The sequence below is a fragment of the Acinetobacter sp. 226-1 genome, from assembly GCF_030329325.1.
Classification (GTDB): Bacteria; Pseudomonadota; Gammaproteobacteria; order Pseudomonadales; family Moraxellaceae; genus Acinetobacter; species Acinetobacter sichuanensis.
In genome coordinates this window covers 255,794-278,206 of the sequence record NZ_JACANU010000003.1, presented here as the reverse complement: position 1 = coordinate 278,206, position 22,413 = coordinate 255,794, and the positions used below count along the sequence as shown (strand labels likewise).

Genomic DNA, 22,413 nt, shown 5'->3' with positions numbered 1-22,413 from the left:
CAAAATGGGCGGTAATCTTTATGATCTATGCATACATTCTTTTATATTGTTTGATATAATTACCCTCGCAATATTATATGGTTTTAGGATTTTATTTAATTTATAGGTATAGAAGATGTCAGAAACTAAAATAAACAAAAAAGTAGTGCAAGAAAATTTAAAATCAATGTCGATTGTTGATGATGGTGATGAAGTAGCACAAGACTATCAATATGTTGTAGATTTAGAGAAAAAAGGTATAGCACAAACGAATCAAGAGGCTCAGCGTCGTGTTGATCTGTTAATTCATGCATCAAATGAAAATTTTGCTGCTGCAAGTACGTGTCTAGGTCAATGGCATTTAATTGGGCATTATGTGCCTAAAGATATTGAATCAGCAATTTTATTTTTTAAACATGCAGAAAACTTAGGCGATGCTTTAGCAATGGTCGAGTTAGCATATATTGGTTTAAAAGGTTTAAGTGCGACGATTAGTAATGAACAAGGTTTAGATTACTTAAAAAAATCAGTTGATTTAAATCATCCAGAGGCTATTTATGCTTCAGCATTGCATATTTTAGAAAATAATCCTGAAGCTGCTTTAAATTTACTCATGCATAATTACCAACAAAATCAGCATGAAAATAGTTTAAAAACTTGTATTGAACATTCTGCATTTGATCAAAACGTAGTAAATCAAAAGTTAGAAGAAATTGCACAACATGATAGCTATGCAAGTGCATTACTTGCATTTCAATATTTTCAACAAGGTAATGATAAAAAAGCCTTTCACTACGCACAAAAATCACAAGAACAAAATAACCCTTATGGTTGTTATGTCCGTGCTTTAATGGAAGAAAAAAATCCAAAAAGCGATCCAGATGTTGTACATGAGTTTTTAATTAAAGCCGCACAACTTGGTCATATTGATGCATCTTATTGGGCTGCTGCACAAAACTTACGTAAAGCAGATGAGATGAACGAAGGTGCTAAGCAACAAGAACTTAAACAACAAGCTTTTAAATTTTTTGAGTATGCAGCTCTAAATCACTATATTCCTGCACAATATTCTTATGCACAGTGTTTAAGAACGGGTATTGGTACAGAGAAAAATTTTGAACATGGTGTACAGTGGTTAGAGCGAGCTGCACAAAATAATAATGCAGATGCACAGTTTGAGTTAGCTATGCTTATTGCTGTGGAACATCCCCAACATTTAGCATTATTACAAGCCGCAGCCAATAATCGACATGTACAAGCGATGCTATGTATGGCTGTTCATGAGCAACAAAAAGAGCAATTTGGACAAGCTTTACAATGGCTAGATTTGGCAAAAGACGCTGATTCAGCACGGGCTTATTATTTATTGGCTCAAATGTATGGAAATGGTCAAGGTGTGGAAGCTGATCTAAAACAGCGTGTTGCGTTACTTACGCAAGCTGCTGAGCGTGGCGATGTAGATGCTTATTTTGAATTATATCAAGCTTACTCACAGGGCTTAGGTATTCGTAAAAATAAAAAGAATGCTGTTAAATATTTAGATTTAGCTAAGCAGAATCAACATATTGAAGCATGTGCGATAGAGCTATATGGCTAAACCTTTAGACATCAATAGAGTCGAATATTACCACCATGAACAAGGGCGTTTGTTTGTGGTGGGAGATCTACATGGTTGTTATGATGCGTTGATGCAAGAGCTTCAACGCGTTAACTTCAACTTTCAACAAGATCTATTGATTGCTGTAGGGGATTTGGTTGATCGTGGGGCTGAAAGTTTAAAGTGTTTAAACCTAACGAAAGAGCCTTGGTTTAAATCAATTTTAGGCAACCATGAAGAGATGTGTATGTTGGGTCAGCATGATGTGGGAATGGCTGACTTGCATGCTCAACATGGTGGCGAATGGTTTTATGAACTTCCACTAGCAGAACAACACAAAGTCATTCAACAATGCCAAACCTTGCCGCTGGTGTTGGAAGTGCAATATCAAGGTTTAAACTACGGTTTTGTGCATGGTGATATTGAGCATCATGATTGGAATACTTTTAAAGCCCAGATCAATGACCATCAATCACGTGAAATTATTTTATGGGGACGTTCACGTATTCGTAATTCAGCTAGAAAAAAATTTGATGTGATCACTGGGATTGATTATGTTTTTTTAGGGCATACCATAGTTGATTTAGTGACCAAACGACATAATTGCTATTTTATTGATACAGGAGCAGTTTTTGGTGCTCAACTGACGGTGTTAGAAATTGATAAAAATCTAGCCATAGAGCAGCAGTTAAATGTTATAAAATGACTCATTTTTTAAGTTTGGCTTCAACCTCTTTTTTTGCTTGTTGGGTGGTATAAGTACAACCTATAGAAGCACCAATAATGACAGCCAATGCGAGCCATTGTGTCCATAATAATTGTTCATGTAAAAAAATAAAACCTGAAAGAGCGGCAATAGCAGGCTCTAAACTGGTGAGTGTGCCAAAAGCAAAAGGACTTAAACGGCGTAAAGCAACCATTTCTAAACTAAAGGGTAATGCGCTTGCTAAAATTGCTAATGCTGTGAAAAGTATTAAATTTTCAGGTTGAAAGCTATGTAATGGTAAACCTGAAAAGAGCGCGATAGGCATTAAAAAACACATGCCAATAAACATACCTAGACAAACGGTATGATTGCCAGAAATACCAGAGGGTTTTTGCCCAAAAATGATATACATTGCCCAGCAACAACCTGCGCCTAAAGCAAAAATAATTCCGATTGGATCTAAGCTTTGTGCAGTTTGATCAAAAGGAAAGAGTAAAATTAAGCCTAAAATGGCTAAAATAATCCAAATAAAATCAAATTTTTGTCGTGCATAAAACAGTGCCACGCTGAGTGGACCAATAAACTCAAAAGAAACAGCAATACCGAGCGGAAGTCTTTCAATCGATAAATAGAATAAGGCATTCATACCTGCAAGAGCTAGACCATAGCTGATGAGCGCAGACCAATGAACGTCTTTTATATTCATACGCCAAATTCTAAAAATAACTGCCAAAATGACAGAACCTAATAATAACCGCATAGCGGAAACGGTAAGTATAGGAAACTGATCAAATAAAATTTTGGCAAGTGAGCCACTACTTTGCATACTGATCATGGCAATAAAAAGTAAGATCAACGCATGTAAATAAGGCTTATTTTTAAAATTCAGCATGAAAGCAAGGATTGTCTCTTATTTGAGCATGAAGCACATAAAAGTAAAGCAATAAAAAACCACAGACCAAAGCCTGTGGTTTTTATATCCGTTGAAACTTAGAACAATACGCGAACGCGAATTGTACCTTCAACTTCATGAAGTGTATCTAATGCTTCTTGAGATGCAGTTGCATCAACATCCATCACTAAATAACCAACATCACCTTTAGTCATTAAAGATTGACCAGAGATGTTAATACCATGTTCAGCGAATAGGTTGTTGATTTTAGAAAGTACACCCGGTACGTTTTTATGAATGTGAAGTAAACGGTGTTTACCTTCAGTCAATGGAAGTGCGATTTCAGGGAAATTCACTGCAGATAAAGTCATACCTTTATCAGAATAAGCAACAAATTTCTCAGCAACTTCTAAACCAATGTTGGCTTGTGCTTCCATCGTTGAACCACCAACGTGCGGTGTTAAAATCACGTTAGGTAAGTTACGTAATGGAGAAACAAACTCTTCACCATTCGCTTTAGGTTCTTTCGGGAATACGTCAACCGCAGCACCTGCAATATGACCTGATTTAAGGGCATCAGCTAAATCTTCAATAACGACACATGTACCACGTGCAGCATTAATGAAAATAGAACCTTCCTTCATTTTTGCAAACTGTTCTTTGGTCATGAAGTTGCGTGTAGAAGGTACATCTGGTACATGAATAGATACGACATCAGCAGTCGCAAGTAATTCATCCATAGAACCAACTTGACGTGCATTACCCAATGGTAATTTAGTCACGGCATCATAATAAATGACGTGCATACCCATGCTTTCTGCAAGTACAGAAAGTTGTGAGCCAATTGAGCCGTAACCCACGATACCTAAAGTTTTACCACGAGTTTCAAATGAACCTACTGCTGATTTATTCCAGCCACCAGCATGTGTATCTGTTGATTTTTCAGGTACACGGCGAAGCAAAAGAATCGCTTCAGCAAGTACAAGTTCAGCAACTGAACGTGTATTTGAATATGGTGCGTTGAAAACAGGGATACCACGAATCATCGCAGCATTTAAATTCACTTGGTTTGTACCAATACAGAAACAACCCACAGCAATCAGTTTATTCGCAGCTTCAAAAACTTCTTCAGTCAGTTGAGTGCGCGAACGAATCCCAATAAAGTGAGCATCTTTAATCGCTTCTTTCAACGCTTCACCCTCAAGCGCAGTTTTACGATAGTCGATGTTGGTGTATCCGGCAGCATTTAGTGTGTCGATTGCGTTTTGATGAACGCCTTCTAACAACAAGAAACGAATTTTATCTTTAGGCAGTGAAAGATGTTGGCTCATTACGGCTCCGCTACAAAGGCCAAATTTAGTGCCGATATAATAACATAGGACGCAGCCTGATTTACATTTCCTTTATGACGATGATTGTGGGTATTTCGGCGAAATATGAGTCAAAATCTGTCATTTATGGTCTATTTAACTGTGTAATTTTAAAAGTGACCTGATCAAAATGCTAATTTCTACAGGTTTTAGGCAAAAATGGCTTATAATGTTGTCCTGTAAGAATTGCTGATATCCATATATCGCTTTCGATCTTACCGTTGTCTGGAAAATATATAATATTGTGCCTGTCACGATAGAATATCTGCCAGACATTTTCTACTTGTTTACTTCTGCTAGGTCTGCAAACGATGAACGCTCCAGTCGCTTTAACACCTGAGTTATTGACCCAATTAACTGAAATTGTCGGTGAAAACCGCATAAAAACCGATAACGACAGTCTCCAAAACTGGGGGCGTGATCACACTAAACATTTTGATCCAAATCCATCGGTCATCGTTTTTCCATCGAGCACTGAGCAAGTACAAGCCATTGTTAAAATTGCCAATCAATTTAATGTCGCAGTAACGCCGTCAGGTGGTCGTACAGGTTTATCCGCAGGTGCTGTTGCTGCAAATGGTGAAATTGTTGTTAGTTTTGACAAAATGAACCAGATTCTGGAATTTTTCCCAGCAGATCGTATGGTACGTGTTCAGGCAGGCGTGGTGACTGAACAATTACAAAATTATGCTGAAGAACAAGGCATGTATTATCCAGTCGATTTTGCTTCGGCAGGTTCATCGCAAATCGGCGGTAATATCGGAACCAATGCAGGCGGGATTAAAGTCATTAAATATGGCATGACGCGTAACTGGATTCTGGGTTTGACTGTGGTGACAGGTAAGGGAGATGTAATTCGCTTAAACAAAGGCATGATTAAAAATGCGACTGGTTATGCGATGCAACATTTATTTATCGGCGGTGAAGGCACTTTAGGTTTGGTGACTGAAGCCGAAATTAAGCTTGAGCGTCAACCGCATGATTTACAGGTTTTAGTGCTTGGTGTGCCTGATTTTGATGCCATCATGCCTGTGTTACATGCATTCCAAAAGAAAATTGACCTCACTGCATTTGAATTCTTTGGTGAATTGGCAATGCAAAAAGTGTTAGACAATGGTCATGTACAACGTCCATTTGAAACACAATGTCCATTCTATGTCTTGCTTGAGTTTGAAGCACCATATGAGCCTATCATGGATGCTGCGATGGAAATCTTCGAGCATTGTATGGAACAAGGTTGGGTACTTGACGGTGTAATGAGTCAAAGCCTTGAGCAAGTTCATAATTTATGGCGTTTACGTGAAGATATTTCAGAATCTATCGCGCCATTTATTCCATATAAAAATGATATTTCTGTACTCATTACACATGTTCCTGCGTTTATTAAAGAAATTGATGCAATTGTTGAAGAGAACTATCCTGACTTTGAAATTTGCTGGTTCGGTCATATTGGTGACGGTAACTTACACTTAAATATCTTAAAACCTGCGGATTTGAGTAAAGATGAATTCTTTGCAAAATGTCAGGTTGTAAACAAATATGTGTTTGAAACTGTGAAAAAATATGACGGTTCAATTTCAGCTGAACATGGTGTAGGCATGACTAAAAAGCCATATTTAGACTATACACGTACTGCTGAAGAAATCGAATACATGAAAGCCTTGAAAAAAGTATTCGATCCAAACGGGATTATGAATCCGGGTAAATTATTTGATCTTTAATCATTTAAAGTAAAATTAAAACGCTCTTTCGGGAGCGTTTTTTTATTGTTAAATTACATACTTGCAACTCAGTTTTCTTCTGATTTTGCTATTTTAGGGTAGATATTATTTTTCCATAACAATAGATAAATAGGAATATGACATGTTACTTAGCCCAAATATTATTATTTCAAAACAAAGTTTAGATAGTGATGATGCTTATGATGTCATCTATTCAAATATTGATAATTTAAATGCTTTATTTGAGCGTTATGTTGAATACAATGAAGTATCTACCGCTGCTTTATATAGTTATTTTGTCGATTATTATCTGGCTCAGGTCAATAACGGTGGTTTTTCGCAATTTGTCTATAACACTAATTGGGATGCGTTCGTAGTTAAACATGTGCGTGAAGGTTTACAAGCAATGAATGCGACTCAACATGCTGCTTTATTTGGGCAAAGTGCTGATCTTATTGAGCAATTTAGCCATGAACAATTTGAGCAGTTTCTAGAGGGGGAATATTTTGGTGAAAATGAACAGCGAGATATTCTGAATAAATTTGATGACCAATTTTATGCCCTAAATGATTCTGACGATTTAATTGAAATGAATAGCCAATGGCTCAAATCGCATCCTCAATTACAACTTGTCGATGAAAATGATTTAGATGAATTATTCGATCAGATTATTACCAAGATACCGAATTTAGCGGAACGTAAACAAAAAGCATTGGAAAATCGTCCAAGATATTTCAAAGTAATTGAAGCATTATGTCAAAGTGTAGATCAGACTCTAGAACAAATTACGGCAGGGAGTCCTGTCATCTATGAAGGAAATTCTGTGATTGAATGGCATTTTTTTACAGATGCTGGGCATTTTTATATGTTGGACTTAGGTGATCAAGCTTTGATGTTTAGTGAATCTAAGCAGCAAGTGAGTTCCATTGACGTGTCTCATTTAGCAGAAGAATAATCATCAAGTCACAGTTTTAAAACAGCATCATGAGCTAAGTTATTGCATCATAGGCTTATCTCTTTGTTTTGGACTAATAAAATGATTCGTTTATTTTCTATTTCTGCACTGTGTTTTGCAGCATTGACAGGTTGTGCAACAACTGAAAAGTTAACCAGTAAAGTGAGTTTTGGTGGTTCAGATACACCTATGCAACAGGTGATAAAAGCTCAACCATCGATTCTGAAAAATCAAAATAGTATGTCTGTTCGTCAAGTATTTAACCGTGTAGAAAATCCAACAGCAGCACAAATCGCAGTAATTGACTCAAATTTATTGGATGATTCTGTGAATGCGATTCGTACTGATTATATTTTTAAACGTGTAGAAAATGCATGGAAACTACAAGAAACTAAAAAGACTTATCAATGTAGACGTGGTAACTCGAGAGAATTTCAAACACAGTTATGCTCTTAATTTCATTGTCGTTTAGTGGACTTACGAGATGAGCGATCTCGTAAGTTAAATTTAGTACATACGATTGAATAAACGTATTTCATCTGCTTTTGGTAAAACATCACCATAACCCAGTTCTTTGTACAATGCTGTCGCTTTAGCTCGCCAAATTTTGGCTTGTTTGGCATCGGCTTTAAAAGTTCTACTGCCATTTTCATATAAGTTCACAAGCAAAATACCCGCAGTTGGGTTGCCTTGTTGCAGTGATTTTTTATAAAGTTCTGCGGCTTTGGCAGGGTCTGCTTTTACTAAATAGCCATGTTCATAATAACGTGCTAAATCTAGTAATGCCCGATCATGTCCAAGTGCAATGGCTTGATTTAGATAGGCAATAGATTTTTTAGGGTTATAAATTTTCCACTCTTTTTGTGCGTACAGTTCTGAGAGTGTATAGAAAGCATCTTTTTCTTTTTTTGCAGCTTTATGTTCTGCCATAAATAACTCAGGTTCATAGGTTAAGTCTTCAAATTTTTTATTGCTATTTAATAGTTTTAAAACAGCTTGTTGTGCTGCAATATTATCTTTATTAGCAGACATTTTGTAATATTGCATCGCATCTTCAATCGGTTGATTATTCATATTTTTATCTTCAATCATTTTTCCCATCATGTAGGCAATAAAGCCTGTCGGGTCAATTTGCATCGAATATAAATGATTGGCTTTTTTCCAATATTGCAGTGCTTTTTCTTGATTTTCAGGTCGTCCAACACCGTAAGCATAGCTATATGCAACGTATGCCCAATATGCGCCTATACTGTTGGTATTACTAGGATGGTCAGCAAAAAGAGAAAGTAGATCAATGCCTTGTTCTTGAAGCTGCGTATAGCCAATCTGATGCATGACACGAATACCAATCAGTTCCATAGCATCAAGACTGCCTAAATCAACAGCTTCAAGAATTAAATCATTCGCCTTGCTTTGGTCTTTTTTTACACCTTCTCCCAAATCGTATTTTTGAGCTTCAAGCAATTTTTTATAGATATTCATATCATTTTCATCAGGTTCACGAATGTTTGCCATGTCGCGATATTTCTGTTTTTCTTCCTCACTCATGTTTGAACTTGCTTCAATTTGTGGCAAGTTATTTTTAATTTGTTCTGCAAACATACGAGAAAGTGATTGATCATTTTCAGGATCAGTTAAGTAGTCTTCCCATAAGATTTGGTTAAATGAATCGATGCCATTGAGTTGGTGAAATTCAGTAAAGATCGGGGGGTGTTGTACAGGCGAAGGCGTGTTATGTTTTATGGTGCGTTGTATGTTTGGGCTTTTAGTCGCAAATACATTTTGTAATGGTGCAACAGACATTAAAACAGCGCTACAAAGACTGAGTGTAAGAAGTGATTTTTTCATTTTTAGTTAAAATATATGATTGAATTTCGTGAAGTATTTATAGCAAAAATTACTTTCCAACTGTGTTAAGTTGAGTAAGTTTTAAATGTCTGAAAAATATAATTTTTAAAGATGTGAAAAAAATCCTGATATTACCAAAATTAATGATATAAAACCTGTAGAACGACCTCAAACGTGAAAACAATGAACATCCAACAAGAAATCCAAAATCTATTCCAAAACCGAGATGAGTATCCGCTGTTTTATATTGAAAGTGGCAGCCGTTTGTGGGGCATGGCAAGTCCTGACAGTGACTATGATGTGCGTGGTTTTCACCTGCCTTCCAAAGCCCAATATTACGACTATCGAAAGCATCGTGATTTAATCGAAATCATGGACGGTGATTTTGACTTTGTTTCTTTCGATCTCAATAAAATGTTTGGTCTACTTGCTAAAAGCAATCCCACTGTTTTGGAATGGGTACGTGCGCATATTATTTACTTTAACCAATTTCCTGAATGGGAAAAATTCAGAGATGGATTGCTGGAGCGTATAGATTATAAGGCATTGTATTATCATTATTTATCGCTTGCCAAAGGCGGTATGCATGTGATGCAGACAGCAGATAATTTTACCTACAAAAAAGTGTTTTACTCGATTCGAGGTCTAATGTCAGCCGAACTTGCAACTCAGGAAATCATGCCTGAACTCCTGATCACCAACTTATTTGCCCAAATTGATGAAAATGATCCACTGCGCCATTGGGCAGAAGATTATCTGGAAATTAAAAAACAACAGAAAGAAAAAGCTCAAGTTCCTGCACCTGAACAGGCACAGATTTTAAAATTGTTAAATGATAAAATTGAAGCTTTAAATTTGCGTGCAATTGAGCCAACCAATGATGTTGCACAGCTTCAGCAATATTTAACCGAATATAGCTTTCATCTCAAACAGCATTTTTATGGTTGATGCTTTAAAAACAGCAATTAAAAAAGGAATATAACATGATGAAGACGCTCGCTTTTATCCAACGTAATGACACGATATTTTCTGTTGGAGATTTTCATCCTGTTAAAACTATTTTTTCTCACCATGAATTGGGTAATACCGTTTCACCTTTTTTATTGCTAGACCATTTAGGACCGAGTTATTTAAAAGCGACACATTTACGCAAAGGGGTCACAGAACATCCGCATCGTGGTTTTGAAACGGTAACTTTGATGTTTCGGGGAGAACTTGAACATCGTGACTCGACTGGTGGCGGTGGCATCATTGCAGAGGGGGATGTGCAATGGATGACCGCAGCCTCAGGCGTGATTCATAAAGAATTGTTTAGTGAAGCTTTTTCCAAACAAGGCGGTGCATTTGAAATTGTGCAATTGTGGGTCAATTTACCTGCCAAAGATAAATTGAATCCTGCCCGTTATCAGAGTTTGAAAAAAGCCGATATTCCTGTGGTACAACTTGAACATGATGTAGGTCGAGTACGCATCATTGCAGGTGAATATGCAGGGCAACACGGTATTGCCAAAACCCATACGCCCATCATGGTTTTAGATATAGATTTAAAAGCAGGACAAACAGCGACATTTCCTGCCAAAGTGGGTGATAGCACTTTAATTTTTCTCAGAACAGGGCAACTGCAATTTCAGCAAGAAGATGAGGCATTGAATGATGATATTTTGGAAGATCAGGCACTTGCAGTCATGTCGAGTCATGGTGAGCAGGTTCAAGTAACTGCTTTGCGTGACAGCAAGTTTTTATTGCTGAGTGCTGCACCACTGAATGAACCGATCAATGCCAAAGGTTTTTTTGTGATGAATACTTACACAGAAATTTTACAGGCTTATGACGACCTGAAAAATGGGAGATTTATTCAGCAGTAGTCAATACGTTACATTCATAACAAATGGATAACTTTCACTCAAAAAAAGCCTGTGTTACACTCAGCATTCTGTGTTTGGTTGTACCCTGTTTCAACGTGAGTCTGTAGGACTCAAGTGAACATTGACGCAGATCTATCTCACTCTATTTTCTATTTTTACCTGATTTAGACACCTTGTGAATACGGTGTTGATCTCGCTTGATTAAAGCAAATCTAAATTTATTTTAAATTCTCAGTGCTTGTCATTGGGCTGACGTTTATTTACTGAAAAATAAGCGTAGACCTGCAAGCCATTATGATATGTAGAAAACAATGCAAAATAATGCACAAAATGTAATGCAAAAAGAGCAGATGACGACTTTGAGCCGTGCAACATTCATGTTTCCATTGGCGTTAGTTTTGTTTGAATTTTCAGTCTATATTGGTAATGATTTAGTACAACCTGCGATGTTAGCGATTACTAAAGAGTTTGGTGTTAGTAGCTCTTGGGCGCCTTCATCCATGTCTTTTTATTTATTGGGTGGTGCCTGTGTCGCATGGTTATTGGGTCCCTTATCAGACCGTTTAGGACGTAAAAAAGTCCTTTTGGCAGGCGTAATTTTCTTTGTGATGACCTGTTTACTCATCTTATTCACACATCATATTGAAAGCTTTTTAGCCTTACGCTTTTTACAGGGTTTTGGTTTATCCGTCATTGCAGCAGTGGGTTATGCCGCAATTCAAGAAACCTTTGAAGAGCGTGATGCGATTAAAGTCATGGCTCTCATGGCAAATATCTCTTTGCTTGCACCTTTAATTGGACCTGTTTTAGGGGCTTTTCTCATTGACCATGTGTCTTGGCACTGGGGTTTTATTGGGATTGCCTTTTTTGCATGTTTAAGTTGGTTTGGTTTGAAAGCCAAAATGCCTGAGTCTAAAGTGAGTATTCCTAAGCAGCCTTTGCGTTATATTTGGGATGATTATAAAAAAGTCCTGAAAAATAGAACCTTTATTGGCATGACTTTAGGCTTGCCTATGGTGGCGATGCCATTGATGTTATGGATTGCACTTTCACCTGTCATGTTGGTTGAGGAATTAGGACTCAGTAGTATGCAATATGGCTTGGCACAGTTTCCTATTTTGGGCGGTTTAATTGTGGGTAATATTGTCCTGATTAAAATGATTGACCGTTTAGCCTTAGGTAAAACCGTTTTAATGGGCTTACCGTTGATGCTGTTAGGAACTGCAATCATCTTACTGGGAGTGATTTGGCGTGAATATTTTCTCTACTGCGTCATTTTAGGCATGACTTTGGTCAGCTTTGGTGAAGGGATTAGCTTTTCAGTACTTTACCGTTTTGCATTGATGGCGTCAGATGTGTCTAAAGGAACGGTTGCTGCGGCAGTTTCAGTGTTGATGATGTTTATCTTTTTCTTTGTGATTGAGATTATTCGCATCATGTATGAACATTTTCATTTATGGGCATATGCTTTGGCATGTTTTACCTTGATCGCTTTATGGTTTACGATTCCCCGTAAATTATTAAAAGAAATCATGCAACAGCGTCAGGCAAATGGTGAGTTTTAATTCACTGAATCGAATATCCCTCCTGAAAGGAGGGATGTTTTTAAAGGGAGAATTTTTAGCTTATGTTATTTGAACAATGTGAAATAGCAGAGCATTTTTTTATTGCGCTAATTTTTTCAGCTTATGATCAAAGACAAAAGGTCCAAATGGTAAAATTGAAGCAACTAATCCCATTAAAAATACTTTTAAAGAAAGCTTTTCTTTTTCACAAACAATAAATAAAACCAATAAAAATAGGATGAAAAGTACACCATGCCCCATGCCAACATACTTCACCAAAATAGGATTATCAAACATATATTTCATCGGCATTGCAATGAACAGTAACAATAAAAATGAAATACCTTCGAGTAAGCCAACCAGTCTTAAAGTTTTAAAATTCATCGTAGATACTGTATTGAATATAATAGTTTGAGTGTAAACAATTTGATGATTAAAGCAAATTAAATATGCATTATAGTTGCTTTAAATTATTGAATTTATTGAAAATTAAACCAAGTTACGTACTCGGTTTTTAAACGTAACTAAAAATAGATTTTCTTCACTGTTTGAATGAAAGTGTGAGCAATAATATTTATACTTTGCTCACCCTAATATTTTAAAAAATATAAACTGCGGTATTAAATCACACCACAAGCAATACGTTCACCGCCACCGCCTAAAGGCTTAGGTTGATCTGAGTAGTTATCTCCACCTGCATGGATCATAATGGCTAAGCCTTGTACATCTGCAAGTTTTAAACGAGGAGCATAAACCGTTGTTTTCGCACTGCCGTCAGTGTCTACATTGAGCACAGGTAAGTCGCCTAAATGCCCATCATTAGGTGTGCCATGACCTGCTGCTTGTGTTGGATTAAAATGCCCACCAGCCGCTAAAGCAGCTCCCATTTTTCCATCTTTTTCAGCAGGTTCACATGAGCCTTTTTCATGAATATGAAAGCCATGAAAGCCTGAAGGAAGCTGTTGAAGATCAGTGCTAATTTCTAAACCTTTACTGCTGTCTTGTAATTGAATAGAACCAATTTTCTCACCGACTCCTTCAGCAGTAACAGCATGTACTGCAACAGTTTTCTGTGCTGTTTTTGCCGTATTTTGAGAGCTTGTCGTGGTACAGGCAACCGTAGTCAGCGTAATAAATGCAGTTAGCGCTGAAAGTTTAAAAATAGAAAAAGCATGCATATGATGAAATATCCTAAGTTTTGTTATGTCTTGGGGTATTCAAACAAAGTACAGAAGTTTGTACAGTAATGAATAAGTATTTGAATGTAAAAATTTATTAAATTGATGTCATTTATTTTGGTGAAATGACATCATCATTTTCTTCTATATCGTATGCTAAAGTTGCTTTAGGCATTTGTTCGGCAACACTGGTTTCATGTAACCACTCACGCCAAATCGCCAATAAAATGGCTAAAATGACAGGACCAATAAATAAACCAACTAAACCAAAACTTGCTAAACCACCTAAAACACCAAACATAATGAGTAAGAATGGAATTTTAGTTGCGCCAGAAATCACCAAGGGACGAATGACATTATCTGCTGTACTGACGACACATACGCCCCATGCCATGACACCAATCGCCTCAATTGTCATACCTTTTGAAAATAGCCACAGTGACACAGCACCATAAGCCAAAGGTGGACCAAATGGAATTAATGCCATCAAGAATGTAATCAGTGTTAACACCATAGGATTGGGTGCGCCAGCAACAAAATAACTCACACCAGCAAGTAAGGATTGTGCAACAGCCGTTAAACCCACACCATAAACAACGGCACGTGTGGTTTCAGAAATCGTTTCTAAATAATGATGTACACGTGGACCAATAACCATTTCTAAGGCTTTACTGACCTGCTGTAAAATCGTTTGCCCATCTCGATAAAAAAAGAACAATGACATAATTGCAAAGCAGAGTTTGACTAAGTTTTTAGAAATTTCACTTAAAACAAACTTGCCATAATTTAAATGCCCTTGAATCCAAACGCCAATATTTTGTGAGAGATTGGTTGGATTTGAATTAATTTCCTCAATGATGCGAGAAAATTCTTTACCAATAATCGGGAGTTGACGTAAAAAGTCAGGAACTGTTAAATGCCCAGAAGCCAACTGACGATGGAGGTCAAAATAGAGATTACGCCCTTCATGCTGTAAAATGAAAATAGCAAAGACTAAAGGTATACCAATCACAAGTACGACAAGCGTGATCATGATCGAGGCACTTAATGTCGGTCGATGTTCACCACATGTTCTTAAGATACGCTTATACAAAGGCCATGTCATATAGGCGATAATGCACGCCCAAAGCACAGGGACAATGAAGTATTTGATAATATCAAATCCCAAAAAAATCAGGATAAATAATAAGCCAAATAATAAAATACGCTGCAAGGTGAAAGTGAAATCTGACACTAATTTCTCGAAGTTTAATTAATTATCGTTCAGTTAATATTAACTGAAAAATAGGTTCAGGCAATGTTAAATACATTGCCAGTTATTATTTTTTGAAAAACTGACTTAGAACCAATCGCTCGGATCATCAATTAAAGCATCCAGAAGCGGTTGCCACTGCGTTTGAATTTGTAGAAAATTCTTTTGATTTTTATCAAAAATAGACAAGCCTTGCATTGCCAGTTGCCCATAAGCGCTGCGTTCGGAAATCCAAGCCAAGGGTTGTTGCTCAATTTTTTCAAAAAATTGTTGAATATCTTTAGCACTTGAACTATTTGCTTTTACGCGATTTGCGACAAGTAGAATCTCTACTTTACCTTTACGTATACGTTTAATTTCTTGGATGTGTTTTAAAAAACGCTTAGTACTGTCAATATCAAAAAAAGAAGGCTGCAAAGGTGTCACAATAGCATGACATTCGCTGATCAATTGTTCTGCATGAGCACCTGTTAATGCGCCTGGTGCATCAATAATTAAATATTCAACATTTTTAGGTGTATCACCAATGGATTTTTCATGTCGCCAGTCTAAGCTTTGAATTTCATTGGCATCACTTGGACGGTGTTTTAACCACTGTAAAGCAGATTTCTGATTGTCTGCATCTGCAAGAGCTACACTATAACCTTTTTGGGCTAATGCCGAAGCTAATGTAATAGCTGTAATCGTTTTTCCACAACCACCTTTTTGATTTGCGATGAGAATTGTTTTCATGATTTTTAATTTGATTCATCCAAGCCCGTCCTTTCACTAGCTTAGCATTATTTTTTAGACAGTAGGTTACACATGACAAAAGTCTTAGAGTTGTTTACATTGGAAAAACAGCAAAAAAGTAGAGTTTGATCATGTCATTGTGGGTCGCCATATTAATAGGTGTCTGTATAGGTGTTGTGATAACAACTGTAGTGTTATCAAATACGCGAAATGGCAAAATCAAAGCGGAGTATGAGCGTTATATCGCTGAGTTAGAGTTAGAACACCAGCAAGCTTTAGCAATGGCAAAAAAACGAAGTGTAAATACCAGTCGTGCTGTTTTAAAGGGAAAAATGGCAGAACAACTTGCTCCGATTATGCCTGAATTTCACTATTTACCAAGTGATGCAAAGTTTTTGGGTGATCCTGTCGATTATGTCATTTTTAATGGCTATAGCGAGTTCAGAGATGGTGAAGGGCATGCTGATAATATTGAAGTGATATTGGTGGACATAAAAAGTGGAGGCGCTCGCTTGACCAAAGGGCAACAAGCGATTGCACAGGCGATTCGTGAAGGACGAGTTCGTTTTGAAACCATTCGTATTGATTTTGAGGACATATAAACGGGGAAGCTAAGCGGATGAAACTCAGACTTTTTGTACTCGTGCCATCAACATACGGCGTCCAATTTTAGGTAGCTCATCTGCATCAAAATAATATTTTTCTATAAATTTAAAATTTGCATTGGACAAATCAAGTTCAATATTACGATTGAGATGACAGCCATCAGCAATCACTTTTTGCATAGGTGTTAAAATATTTTGCAACTTTTTTAGTGTTGGATGGTCGTGATATTGAACATGTTCAACCAAATGAAAAGTCCCTTCAGGTTTAAGAACACGATAAATTTCAGCTAAGGCTTGTTGTAAATTTGCAATACTGCACAAAGTCCATGTACTTACAATTTGATCAATAGAATGATCGGCAAAAGGTAGTTTTTCTGCACTTGCTTGAATATGTTGCACATTAAAGGGGGCATCTAAGACATTTTTTTGAGCTAATTGGTAAAGATCAGTATTGGGTTCTAAAGCAATTAATTGCTCTACCTGATAAAAAGGTAAATTTAAACCTGTCCCAAAACCTATTTCTAAGACCTGTCCTTTGACTTTTCTGAGTAATTCAGCACGTGCATCCATCATGCTTGGTGTTTGCATGATTTGATTGAGTAAATGTGGAAAAATCCGTTGTTGATAAAATTTATAAATCATCGCTTTCACAGTTTTATTATTAAAAAAATATTCTAACGAAAATATAGACTTAAATATAAGACAAAAAAGTGACGAAATTTCTATATTTTGTTACTTAAAGTCGATTTTATTTTAATTTTCATGGGGGATACTAAAGCTTAAATTTGAACATGTATTTTTTAGGAGGCATTTATGACACGGAATTTATGGTGTGCAGCAGTTTTGGCATTATGTTCAGCAGCTGTGAATGCCTCTCAATCCGTTGAATCTCACTCTGCTGAATATAATATTGCCAATGGTTTAGCGCCTATTATTAAAGATCAAAAAATTTCTGTGCTTGAGCCTTTTCATGGTGAGTTTCGTATTTTAGGATCTAAAGAATATCAAGATGATGAACAAGCAAAGTTTTCGCCTATTGATTATGCTGTGACACGTGGCATTTTTACTGAGCCTGAAATTGCCCGTCAAATTTCTATTAACCAATATGATCGTTATTTAAATTGGAAAATGGCACGTCCACCTATCCCACCAAAACTTGCCACACAAATGGTGAGTAATATGCATATTATTCCTGCCAATCCAAAAATTGCCCAAGAAATTAAGAAAGTAAAGCGTGGTGATCTTGTGCGTTTAACAGGTGATTTGGTACAGATTAATGATAAAGATTTAGTTTGGAAATCTGCACTTGATTGGAACGGAATAGGTGATGGGGCATGTAAGTTAATTCGTGTTGACTCAATTCAATGGGTAGAAAAACAAAATATATAAGTACATCAAGCGAGAGATAAATGAATTTTTTTGAATGATCGTTTGAGACAAATCCTGAAAAATGCTAAGGTTTCTATGCTTGAAAAATAATCATGTTATGTAAAAGAGTTAATGTTAATGAAAGGTTTTTTTGCGGTTGCAGTGCTATTTATGGGGTGTGCTTTAACAGCTTGCCAAAGTACAAGCCCCACAGTAGATGGTAAAACCCATCAATACACTGTAAAACAAAGTTGCCCAACTTTAATGGAAATGAATACAGGGGAAACTTTGGTTTTTTCTGCGCCTGAAAATCCAAGTACTGGTTATCAATGGAAATTAGTACAGCCTTTAAAAAACTTTAAAATAGAGGAAACTTTTTTACAAAATGATGTTGAAGAAGGAACTGTAGGTGCAGGTGGTACAAAAGTATTTCGTTTTACTGCTTTAAAAGCAGGGCAAGATTATATTGAGCTGATTCATGTGCGCCCTTGGGAGTCTAGTCAACAACCCAATCAACAGTGGCAATGTCGTATTCGTATTTCTTAAAATATAAAAATAAAGCTGCTGGCAAAGATGACAGCAGCTCGGTATTGAGATCAAACAATACATATTGAATGTTAAACTTTTACTTGGTTGTTTTGGTTTTCCAATTATCAAGCTGAGCTTCTGCCGTCAATAAATCACTCATGCCACGTACTGACTCAAGGGAAGCATCATCTTGATTTGATTTGTCAGCTTTTTGGTCAAAGGTCTTGGCTTGATTTTCCCAGTATTGATAAAGTAAGCCTTGAATATAGCGACCTTGTTCAGTTTTTAAATCCAAGTCTTTTAACATATTTAAAGCAGATTGAATGCTATCTCGTTTACGTTGTTGGTCAATTTCCTCAGTTAATGTACCTTCAGCATCCATTTTTTCTAAATCAGCTTCTAAGGCTTCATTCATGGCATCATATTTTTCTTGATATTCATCAAGTAAAGTAATGTCTGCTGCATCTTTAGGCGTACTTGGGAAATTTTGGATAGGTTTAGTTTTGAGTTCGGTCATGACGGCATCAGAACTTTTCGTGGTCTGGTCGGTCTTATTTTTAGGATCATTTTCCGATGAACATGCACCAATCAGGACAGCGCTTAGGAGTACTGAAATATAAGTCAAAGGGCGTAAAAGGTGCATGAAACTAAAACTCCTTAAAATATTCATAGGGTTTGCTTTTTAAAATGATAAGCATAAGTGATGTAAGGAAACTCGATCTCATCATGTGCATATTTACCTGTATGCTCCAATATAATAGCTTCAAATTGTTGTTTTAGTTGTTGCTGTTGTGTGGAAGGCATAGCGGCAATAAAGCTCGTTGACAATAGCCGCTTACTGACTACATTTTCAACTGTTCCTTTGTGAATTTGTGAAAATAATTTTAAACTTTCTAGCTTAAATAAAAATTGGTGTTCAAAAACTTTTTTCCAATCACCGCTATGATAACGAGGCGTATCTCCTTCAAAGGATGCAATTAAGTCTGCTAATGCTTTAACCCATGGCACATTTTCATCACGCTGATTCCAAATCAGACCTAGATGACCTTGTGGTTTTAATAAATGATGCATTTCATTTAAAGTTTCAATATTTGAAAACCAATGAAAAGACTGAGCACATAAAATGGCATCAATACTTTCTGAGGCAAGTGCAATATCATCACTTTTTGCTTGTAAGGTTTGGACATCTGGATGGCTTGTTTTTAGTTGAGCAAGCATTTCTGCCACAGGTTCTACCGCAATAATTTGATGGCTTACTTGCTTTAAATAAGGCAAAAACTTACCTGTTCCTGCACCTAAATCAACCACAGTCGAGTTAGATTGGATTTTCAGCTCATCAATTAGCCAATTAACAATTTCAGATGGATAATTTGGACGAACTTGTTGATATAGTTCAGCAGCAGAACTAAAGCCTTTTTGTGCGGCAGGATGTAAAGAATGTGTCATATTTTGCGCTTTTTTATCTGTGCAGACTCTATAAAATATGACATTGAATACGATGAATAGGCAAGTTATCTATTTATTTAATTTTAACTAAAGATAAGAGAGCCGTTTTTCGGTATTGCAATGGACAAGCAAATCATTTTTGAAGACGATCACATTCGAGCAATTTATTTACAAGGTTCAACAGATACTTTGGTATTGTCATTTGGTGACTTAATTACTCGTGCTAAAGGCTTGTCGATTAATGCTGAAAAATCATTAATGAAATATGATTATAGTGTTGTTGGTATTATGCCAAAACAAAAATCATGGTTCCCTGCCTCAAGCATGAATGCGCTATTCGTGCATTTACAGCCTATTTTAAAACAATTTAAAAAAATCGTGGGTTATGGCGGTTCAATGGGCGGTTATGCTGCGATTAAATATTCCAAACCATTGCAAATGACACGTGTCGTGGCAATGGTGCCACAATATTCGATTGATCCGAATGAAGTTGAAGATAAGCGTTATACCGACTTTTATGATGCTGAATTAAATGCAGACATGCGTATTCAGGCACAGGATATTGTCGAAAACTGTGAATATATTATTGTTTACGATCCGTATTTTGAAAATGATAAAGAGCATTATTTAAAAATAAAACCATGGATTCCACAATTGCATACGTTGCATTTGCCTTATACAGGACATGATGCAATTGCTGTCTTAGCAAACTCAGCGTTATTGCATGATTTTATTGAATATCCTTATGATCAGACTTATTTTTATAAACAAATTCGTGAAGTCAAAAAGAACAGTAAATTTTACTATCGTAGTGTGATTGCTCATCTTTTGGGTACACATAATGAAGCGTTAGGGAAAATATTAAAAGGGATTGATTTACAGCTTGATAGCACGTTTTTTGATGCGAATTTAAAACAGACCATCACCCGTATTTTATTAACCAATAAACGTGTTGATGAGCAAGATTTACAAAAGCTTGGCATTCAAGTGAACTTGCCTTTCGAAGAAAAAACTCAGTTACAGGACTGTTTTGGCAATATTATTGTATTTAATGTTATTACCCAAAAACTTGAAAGTTATAATCAGCAAGTTATTGATGTAAATGGAAAATATATTATTCCACTGAATGTTGAAAATAGTGGTTTAGTCGAAATTGAAGTTAAAAAGCAAACCTATTTAATTTGTATGAATGACCGTCGAGTGACTAAATTATTTAAATACGATGATGCTTTATCTTTGGATATGAATCCGATTGTTATTAAAAAATGTGCAGATTTTTATGTATTGAGCTATAAAAATCTATATATGCGTTGTGATGAAGCAGGTAACTGTTATTTTGATGCTGAAAGTGTGCAGGATACTGAAAAATATACCATTATCTAAAGCACTTTTTAAGTTTTAGCGGTGAAAATAAGGCAAGATATTGCTGAAAGTCAGCAATGGTTTGAGAGGATTGAGGGTTTAACTCAATACGCTGTCGTTGAATTTTAAAATTGCCTTTATTTTCCGATAGATTTGTTAAGCCACCTTTGGTGTAATGATATTCGTAACGTGCAGCATAAAGTAAATTTTGCTGTTTAAAAGTATAATTTTCTTGAGTTTTACCCGTTTCACCAAAAAAATGTGCTTCAATTTTACAGCCTTGTTTAAGCTGAGAGAGTTTAAATTGATTGCCTTCGGTAGTTGGGTATAATTCAATATTATCAATAGATTGCAAAACTTTTTCTGCATAACACACTGAGCTTGATAACATTAAAATCATTAAATAGAGCCTATATTTTTGCTGTGTAGTCACTATAAATTCCGATATGATGTAGTTTTAAAAAAGAGAATGATGTGATGATCTATTTGTAAACTATCCACATGATGGGACTATGTTATATTAGATGAAGCATGATCTAATTTTATAAAGATTGTATGCTGTTATGTACATCATAACGATAAATTTTAAATATTTTACATACACTAAATTTCAGTGAATGACTGTGAAATAGCCAATAGGAAATGGCAGATAACACAATAATATTGAATGCAAAAAAGTTAAGGAAATCACTATGATTAAGGCGCAGGCAACTTCAGTATTAAAAAAAATAAGAAAAAAAACAACGCAACCTAAGCAAGAACGTACTCAAAAGCGTATGCAAATGGTCATTCAAACCACACAAGAGTTATTATTAGCTGTGGGTATTGAACGTATTTCTATTCCAGAAATTGCAAATGCTGTGGGCATACCTCGCACCAGTATTTATCAGTTTTTTCCTACAAAGTATGATTTATTACGTCATATTGCTTTGATGCATTTAAATGTTCTCGTCACACGAATAGGTCATGCAGCAGTTGCAGTCTTAAGTGAACATCCTAAAGCTTCAATTGATGAATATGGGCAAAAATTATCTGCAAGTATGATTCAAACGACTGCACATTTTTTTAATGAATCTGAAGTGGCGAGTTTAATTATTTTAAGTGGACCGTTTACACGTCAAGCTTATTTAGAATATCAAGTTGAATTGAAAAAAGTGAGCGTTGGCGTACGTAAGGCATTAGAAATGATTAAAGTCGATCATTATGTACCACAGCAACCAGATAGCTTAACGATTCTTATGGAGTTGGTATTTACCTGTATGAAACATGGTTATTATAATGAAAATTATATTTCTGAAAAAATTATTCAGGAATCTTATCGAATTGCGATGAGTTACTTGGCTGCTTTAAAAGATAATGCTTATTTATTAGCGGTGGATGAAGGTTAAATCTAGATCTAAGTCATGTATAAAAAATCCCTCAATGAAATGAAGGATTTTTTATG

Annotated in this window: 24 protein-coding genes; 13 read left to right on the top strand and 11 right to left on the bottom strand. The window is 36.1% G+C overall.

Annotation, left to right across the window (positions count from 1 at the left end; genetic code table 11):
- The first annotated feature begins 115 nt into the window (after window positions 1–115).
- On the top strand, window positions 116–1,576 hold the full coding sequence (locus tag HX124_RS07380) for a tetratricopeptide repeat protein (RefSeq protein ID WP_286383697.1): 1,461 nt from the start codon (window positions 116–118) through the stop codon (window positions 1,574–1,576).
- Window positions 1,569–2,282 carry a metallophosphoesterase gene (locus HX124_RS07375; protein ID WP_286383696.1) on the top strand — a complete coding sequence of 238 codons (714 nt, stop codon included), beginning with the start codon at window positions 1,569–1,571 and terminating at the stop codon, window positions 2,280–2,282. The genes HX124_RS07380 and HX124_RS07375 overlap by 8 nt, the downstream gene beginning before the upstream one ends.
- Before the next feature lies 1 nt (window position 2,283).
- On the opposite strand, the gene HX124_RS07370 is transcribed toward HX124_RS07375, so the two are convergent.
- Together HX124_RS07370 and serA are read right to left on the bottom strand one after the other, a co-directional pair.
- Complete coding sequence (locus HX124_RS07370; RefSeq protein WP_286376034.1) at window positions 2,284–3,174, bottom strand: EamA family transporter; 891 nt, start codon at window positions 3,172–3,174, stop codon at window positions 2,284–2,286.
- 98 nt (window positions 3,175–3,272) lie between these two features.
- The gene (gene serA, locus HX124_RS07365) at window positions 3,273–4,505 is read right to left on the bottom strand and encodes a phosphoglycerate dehydrogenase (RefSeq protein ID WP_286383695.1); all 1,233 of its coding nucleotides are present in this window, start codon (window positions 4,503–4,505) and stop codon (window positions 3,273–3,275) included.
- Window positions 4,506–4,855: 350 nt separating this feature from the next.
- On the opposite strand from serA, the gene HX124_RS07360 reads away from it, so the two are divergent.
- The 3 genes from HX124_RS07360 to HX124_RS07350 all read left to right on the top strand — a co-directional run bounded on the left by HX124_RS07360 (window position 4,856) and on the right by HX124_RS07350 (window position 7,676).
- The gene (locus HX124_RS07360) at window positions 4,856–6,265 is read left to right on the top strand and encodes a D-2-hydroxyglutarate dehydrogenase (protein WP_286383694.1); all 1,410 of its coding nucleotides are present in this window, start codon (window positions 4,856–4,858) and stop codon (window positions 6,263–6,265) included.
- Between the two features lie 142 nt (window positions 6,266–6,407).
- Complete coding sequence (locus HX124_RS07355; protein WP_286383693.1) at window positions 6,408–7,220, top strand: DMP19 family protein; 813 nt, start codon at window positions 6,408–6,410, stop codon at window positions 7,218–7,220.
- 81 nt (window positions 7,221–7,301) lie between these two features.
- The gene (locus HX124_RS07350; protein WP_286376031.1) at window positions 7,302–7,676 is read left to right on the top strand and encodes a hypothetical protein; all 375 of its coding nucleotides are present in this window, start codon (window positions 7,302–7,304) and stop codon (window positions 7,674–7,676) included.
- A gap of 51 nt (window positions 7,677–7,727) precedes the next feature.
- Here the strand turns inward: HX124_RS07350 and HX124_RS07345 are convergent, their stop codons facing one another.
- Window positions 7,728–9,023: a tetratricopeptide repeat protein gene (locus HX124_RS07345; protein WP_286383692.1), complete on the bottom strand. Its 1,296-nt coding sequence runs from the start codon at window positions 9,021–9,023 to the stop codon at window positions 7,728–7,730.
- Window positions 9,024–9,251: 228 nt separating this feature from the next.
- Here HX124_RS07345 and HX124_RS07340 point away from each other — a divergent pair, with 228 nt between their 5' ends.
- The 3 genes from HX124_RS07340 to craA all read left to right on the top strand — a co-directional run bounded on the left by HX124_RS07340 (window position 9,252) and on the right by craA (window position 12,498).
- Window positions 9,252–10,016: a nucleotidyltransferase domain-containing protein gene (locus tag HX124_RS07340; RefSeq protein ID WP_286383691.1), complete on the top strand. Its 765-nt coding sequence runs from the start codon at window positions 9,252–9,254 to the stop codon at window positions 10,014–10,016.
- 38 nt (window positions 10,017–10,054) lie between these two features.
- Window positions 10,055–10,933: a pirin family protein gene (locus HX124_RS07335; RefSeq protein WP_286383735.1), complete on the top strand. Its 879-nt coding sequence runs from the start codon at window positions 10,055–10,057 to the stop codon at window positions 10,931–10,933.
- 335 nt (window positions 10,934–11,268) lie between these two features.
- The gene (craA, locus tag HX124_RS07330; RefSeq protein WP_286383734.1) at window positions 11,269–12,498 is read left to right on the top strand and encodes a chloramphenicol efflux MFS transporter CraA; all 1,230 of its coding nucleotides are present in this window, start codon (window positions 11,269–11,271) and stop codon (window positions 12,496–12,498) included.
- A 99-nt stretch (window positions 12,499–12,597) separates the two neighbouring features.
- On the opposite strand, the gene HX124_RS07325 is transcribed toward craA, so the two are convergent.
- The 4 genes from HX124_RS07325 to HX124_RS07310 all read right to left on the bottom strand — a co-directional run bounded on the left by HX124_RS07325 (window position 12,598) and on the right by HX124_RS07310 (window position 15,660).
- Window positions 12,598–12,882 carry a DUF3817 domain-containing protein gene (locus tag HX124_RS07325; RefSeq protein WP_286383690.1) on the bottom strand — a complete coding sequence of 95 codons (285 nt, stop codon included), beginning with the start codon at window positions 12,880–12,882 and terminating at the stop codon, window positions 12,598–12,600.
- Window positions 12,883–13,118: 236 nt separating this feature from the next.
- Entirely contained in the window at window positions 13,119–13,676 is a 558-nt protein-coding gene (sodC, locus tag HX124_RS07320; protein ID WP_107006906.1) for a superoxide dismutase family protein, read from the bottom strand.
- A gap of 112 nt (window positions 13,677–13,788) precedes the next feature.
- On the bottom strand, window positions 13,789–14,910 hold the full coding sequence (locus HX124_RS07315; protein ID WP_286383689.1) for an AI-2E family transporter: 1,122 nt from the start codon (window positions 14,908–14,910) through the stop codon (window positions 13,789–13,791).
- 105 nt (window positions 14,911–15,015) lie between these two features.
- Window positions 15,016–15,660, bottom strand: coding sequence for a ParA family protein (locus tag HX124_RS07310; RefSeq protein WP_107006904.1), 645 nt, complete (start codon window positions 15,658–15,660; stop codon window positions 15,016–15,018).
- Window positions 15,661–15,791: 131 nt separating this feature from the next.
- On the opposite strand from HX124_RS07310, the gene HX124_RS07305 reads away from it, so the two are divergent.
- Window positions 15,792–16,262 carry a Holliday junction resolvase-like protein gene (locus HX124_RS07305; protein WP_286383688.1) on the top strand — a complete coding sequence of 157 codons (471 nt, stop codon included), beginning with the start codon at window positions 15,792–15,794 and terminating at the stop codon, window positions 16,260–16,262.
- Between the two features lie 24 nt (window positions 16,263–16,286).
- Here HX124_RS07305 and HX124_RS07300 read toward each other — a convergent pair whose 3' ends face one another.
- A complete protein-coding gene (locus tag HX124_RS07300) occupies window positions 16,287–16,907 on the bottom strand; it encodes a class I SAM-dependent methyltransferase (protein ID WP_286383687.1) in 621 nt (206 codons plus the stop codon).
- A 171-nt stretch (window positions 16,908–17,078) separates the two neighbouring features.
- On the opposite strand from HX124_RS07300, the gene HX124_RS07295 reads away from it, so the two are divergent.
- Window positions 17,079–17,654, top strand: coding sequence for a hypothetical protein (locus tag HX124_RS07295; RefSeq protein ID WP_107006902.1), 576 nt, complete (start codon window positions 17,079–17,081; stop codon window positions 17,652–17,654).
- A 117-nt stretch (window positions 17,655–17,771) separates the two neighbouring features.
- A complete protein-coding gene (locus HX124_RS07290; RefSeq protein WP_107006901.1) occupies window positions 17,772–18,179 on the top strand; it encodes a protease inhibitor I42 family protein in 408 nt (135 codons plus the stop codon).
- 79 nt (window positions 18,180–18,258) lie between these two features.
- Here HX124_RS07290 and HX124_RS07285 read toward each other — a convergent pair whose 3' ends face one another.
- The gene (locus HX124_RS07285; protein ID WP_107006900.1) at window positions 18,259–18,804 is read right to left on the bottom strand and encodes a hypothetical protein; all 546 of its coding nucleotides are present in this window, start codon (window positions 18,802–18,804) and stop codon (window positions 18,259–18,261) included.
- A gap of 23 nt (window positions 18,805–18,827) precedes the next feature.
- Window positions 18,828–19,607, bottom strand: a complete 780-nt coding sequence (locus HX124_RS07280; RefSeq protein WP_286383686.1) for a class I SAM-dependent methyltransferase — start codon at window positions 19,605–19,607, stop codon at window positions 18,828–18,830.
- Window positions 19,608–19,727: 120 nt separating this feature from the next.
- Here HX124_RS07280 and HX124_RS07275 point away from each other — a divergent pair, with 120 nt between their 5' ends.
- On the top strand, window positions 19,728–20,990 hold the full coding sequence (locus HX124_RS07275) for a hypothetical protein (RefSeq protein WP_286383685.1): 1,263 nt from the start codon (window positions 19,728–19,730) through the stop codon (window positions 20,988–20,990).
- On the opposite strand, the gene HX124_RS07270 is transcribed toward HX124_RS07275, so the two are convergent.
- Window positions 20,983–21,369, bottom strand: a complete 387-nt coding sequence (locus HX124_RS07270; protein ID WP_286383684.1) for a hypothetical protein — start codon at window positions 21,367–21,369, stop codon at window positions 20,983–20,985. The two genes, HX124_RS07275 and HX124_RS07270, sit on opposite strands and share 8 nt — an antisense overlap.
- A 292-nt stretch (window positions 21,370–21,661) precedes the next feature.
- On the opposite strand from HX124_RS07270, the gene HX124_RS07265 reads away from it, so the two are divergent.
- The gene (locus HX124_RS07265; protein ID WP_286383683.1) at window positions 21,662–22,357 is read left to right on the top strand and encodes a TetR/AcrR family transcriptional regulator; all 696 of its coding nucleotides are present in this window, start codon (window positions 21,662–21,664) and stop codon (window positions 22,355–22,357) included.
- Window positions 22,358–22,413 lie beyond the last annotated feature (56 nt).

Bases quoted from the DNA above. Each gene is read 5' to 3' on its own strand.
- HX124_RS07380 (WP_286383697.1), top strand. From the start codon at position 116: ATGTCAGAAACTAAAATAAACAAAAAAGTAGTGCAAGAAAATTTAAAA.
- HX124_RS07375 (WP_286383696.1), top strand. From the start codon at position 1,569: ATGGCTAAACCTTTAGACATCAATAGAGTCGAATATTACCACCATGAA.
- HX124_RS07370 (WP_286376034.1), bottom strand. From the start codon at position 3,174: ATGCTGAATTTTAAAAATAAGCCTTATTTACATGCGTTGATCTTACTT.
- serA (WP_286383695.1), bottom strand. From the start codon at position 4,505: ATGAGCCAACATCTTTCACTGCCTAAAGATAAAATTCGTTTCTTGTTG.
- HX124_RS07360 (WP_286383694.1), top strand. From the start codon at position 4,856: ATGAACGCTCCAGTCGCTTTAACACCTGAGTTATTGACCCAATTAACT.
- HX124_RS07355 (WP_286383693.1), top strand. From the start codon at position 6,408: ATGTTACTTAGCCCAAATATTATTATTTCAAAACAAAGTTTAGATAGT.
- HX124_RS07350 (WP_286376031.1), top strand. From the start codon at position 7,302: ATGATTCGTTTATTTTCTATTTCTGCACTGTGTTTTGCAGCATTGACA.
- HX124_RS07345 (WP_286383692.1), bottom strand. From the start codon at position 9,023: ATGTCTGTTGCACCATTACAAAATGTATTTGCGACTAAAAGCCCAAAC.
- HX124_RS07340 (WP_286383691.1), top strand. From the start codon at position 9,252: ATGAACATCCAACAAGAAATCCAAAATCTATTCCAAAACCGAGATGAG.
- HX124_RS07335 (WP_286383735.1), top strand. From the start codon at position 10,055: ATGAAGACGCTCGCTTTTATCCAACGTAATGACACGATATTTTCTGTT.
- craA (WP_286383734.1), top strand. From the start codon at position 11,269: ATGCAAAAAGAGCAGATGACGACTTTGAGCCGTGCAACATTCATGTTT.
- HX124_RS07325 (WP_286383690.1), bottom strand. From the start codon at position 12,882: ATGAATTTTAAAACTTTAAGACTGGTTGGCTTACTCGAAGGTATTTCA.
- sodC (WP_107006906.1), bottom strand. From the start codon at position 13,676: ATGCATGCTTTTTCTATTTTTAAACTTTCAGCGCTAACTGCATTTATT.
- HX124_RS07310 (WP_107006904.1), bottom strand. From the start codon at position 15,660: ATGAAAACAATTCTCATCGCAAATCAAAAAGGTGGTTGTGGAAAAACG.
- HX124_RS07305 (WP_286383688.1), top strand. From the start codon at position 15,792: ATGTCATTGTGGGTCGCCATATTAATAGGTGTCTGTATAGGTGTTGTG.
- HX124_RS07300 (WP_286383687.1), bottom strand. From the start codon at position 16,907: ATGATTTATAAATTTTATCAACAACGGATTTTTCCACATTTACTCAAT.
- HX124_RS07295 (WP_107006902.1), top strand. From the start codon at position 17,079: ATGACACGGAATTTATGGTGTGCAGCAGTTTTGGCATTATGTTCAGCA.
- HX124_RS07290 (WP_107006901.1), top strand. From the start codon at position 17,772: ATGAAAGGTTTTTTTGCGGTTGCAGTGCTATTTATGGGGTGTGCTTTA.
- HX124_RS07285 (WP_107006900.1), bottom strand. From the start codon at position 18,804: ATGCACCTTTTACGCCCTTTGACTTATATTTCAGTACTCCTAAGCGCT.
- HX124_RS07280 (WP_286383686.1), bottom strand. From the start codon at position 19,607: ATGACACATTCTTTACATCCTGCCGCACAAAAAGGCTTTAGTTCTGCT.
- HX124_RS07275 (WP_286383685.1), top strand. From the start codon at position 19,728: ATGGACAAGCAAATCATTTTTGAAGACGATCACATTCGAGCAATTTAT.
- HX124_RS07270 (WP_286383684.1), bottom strand. From the start codon at position 21,369: ATGATTTTAATGTTATCAAGCTCAGTGTGTTATGCAGAAAAAGTTTTG.
- HX124_RS07265 (WP_286383683.1), top strand. From the start codon at position 21,662: ATGATTAAGGCGCAGGCAACTTCAGTATTAAAAAAAATAAGAAAAAAA.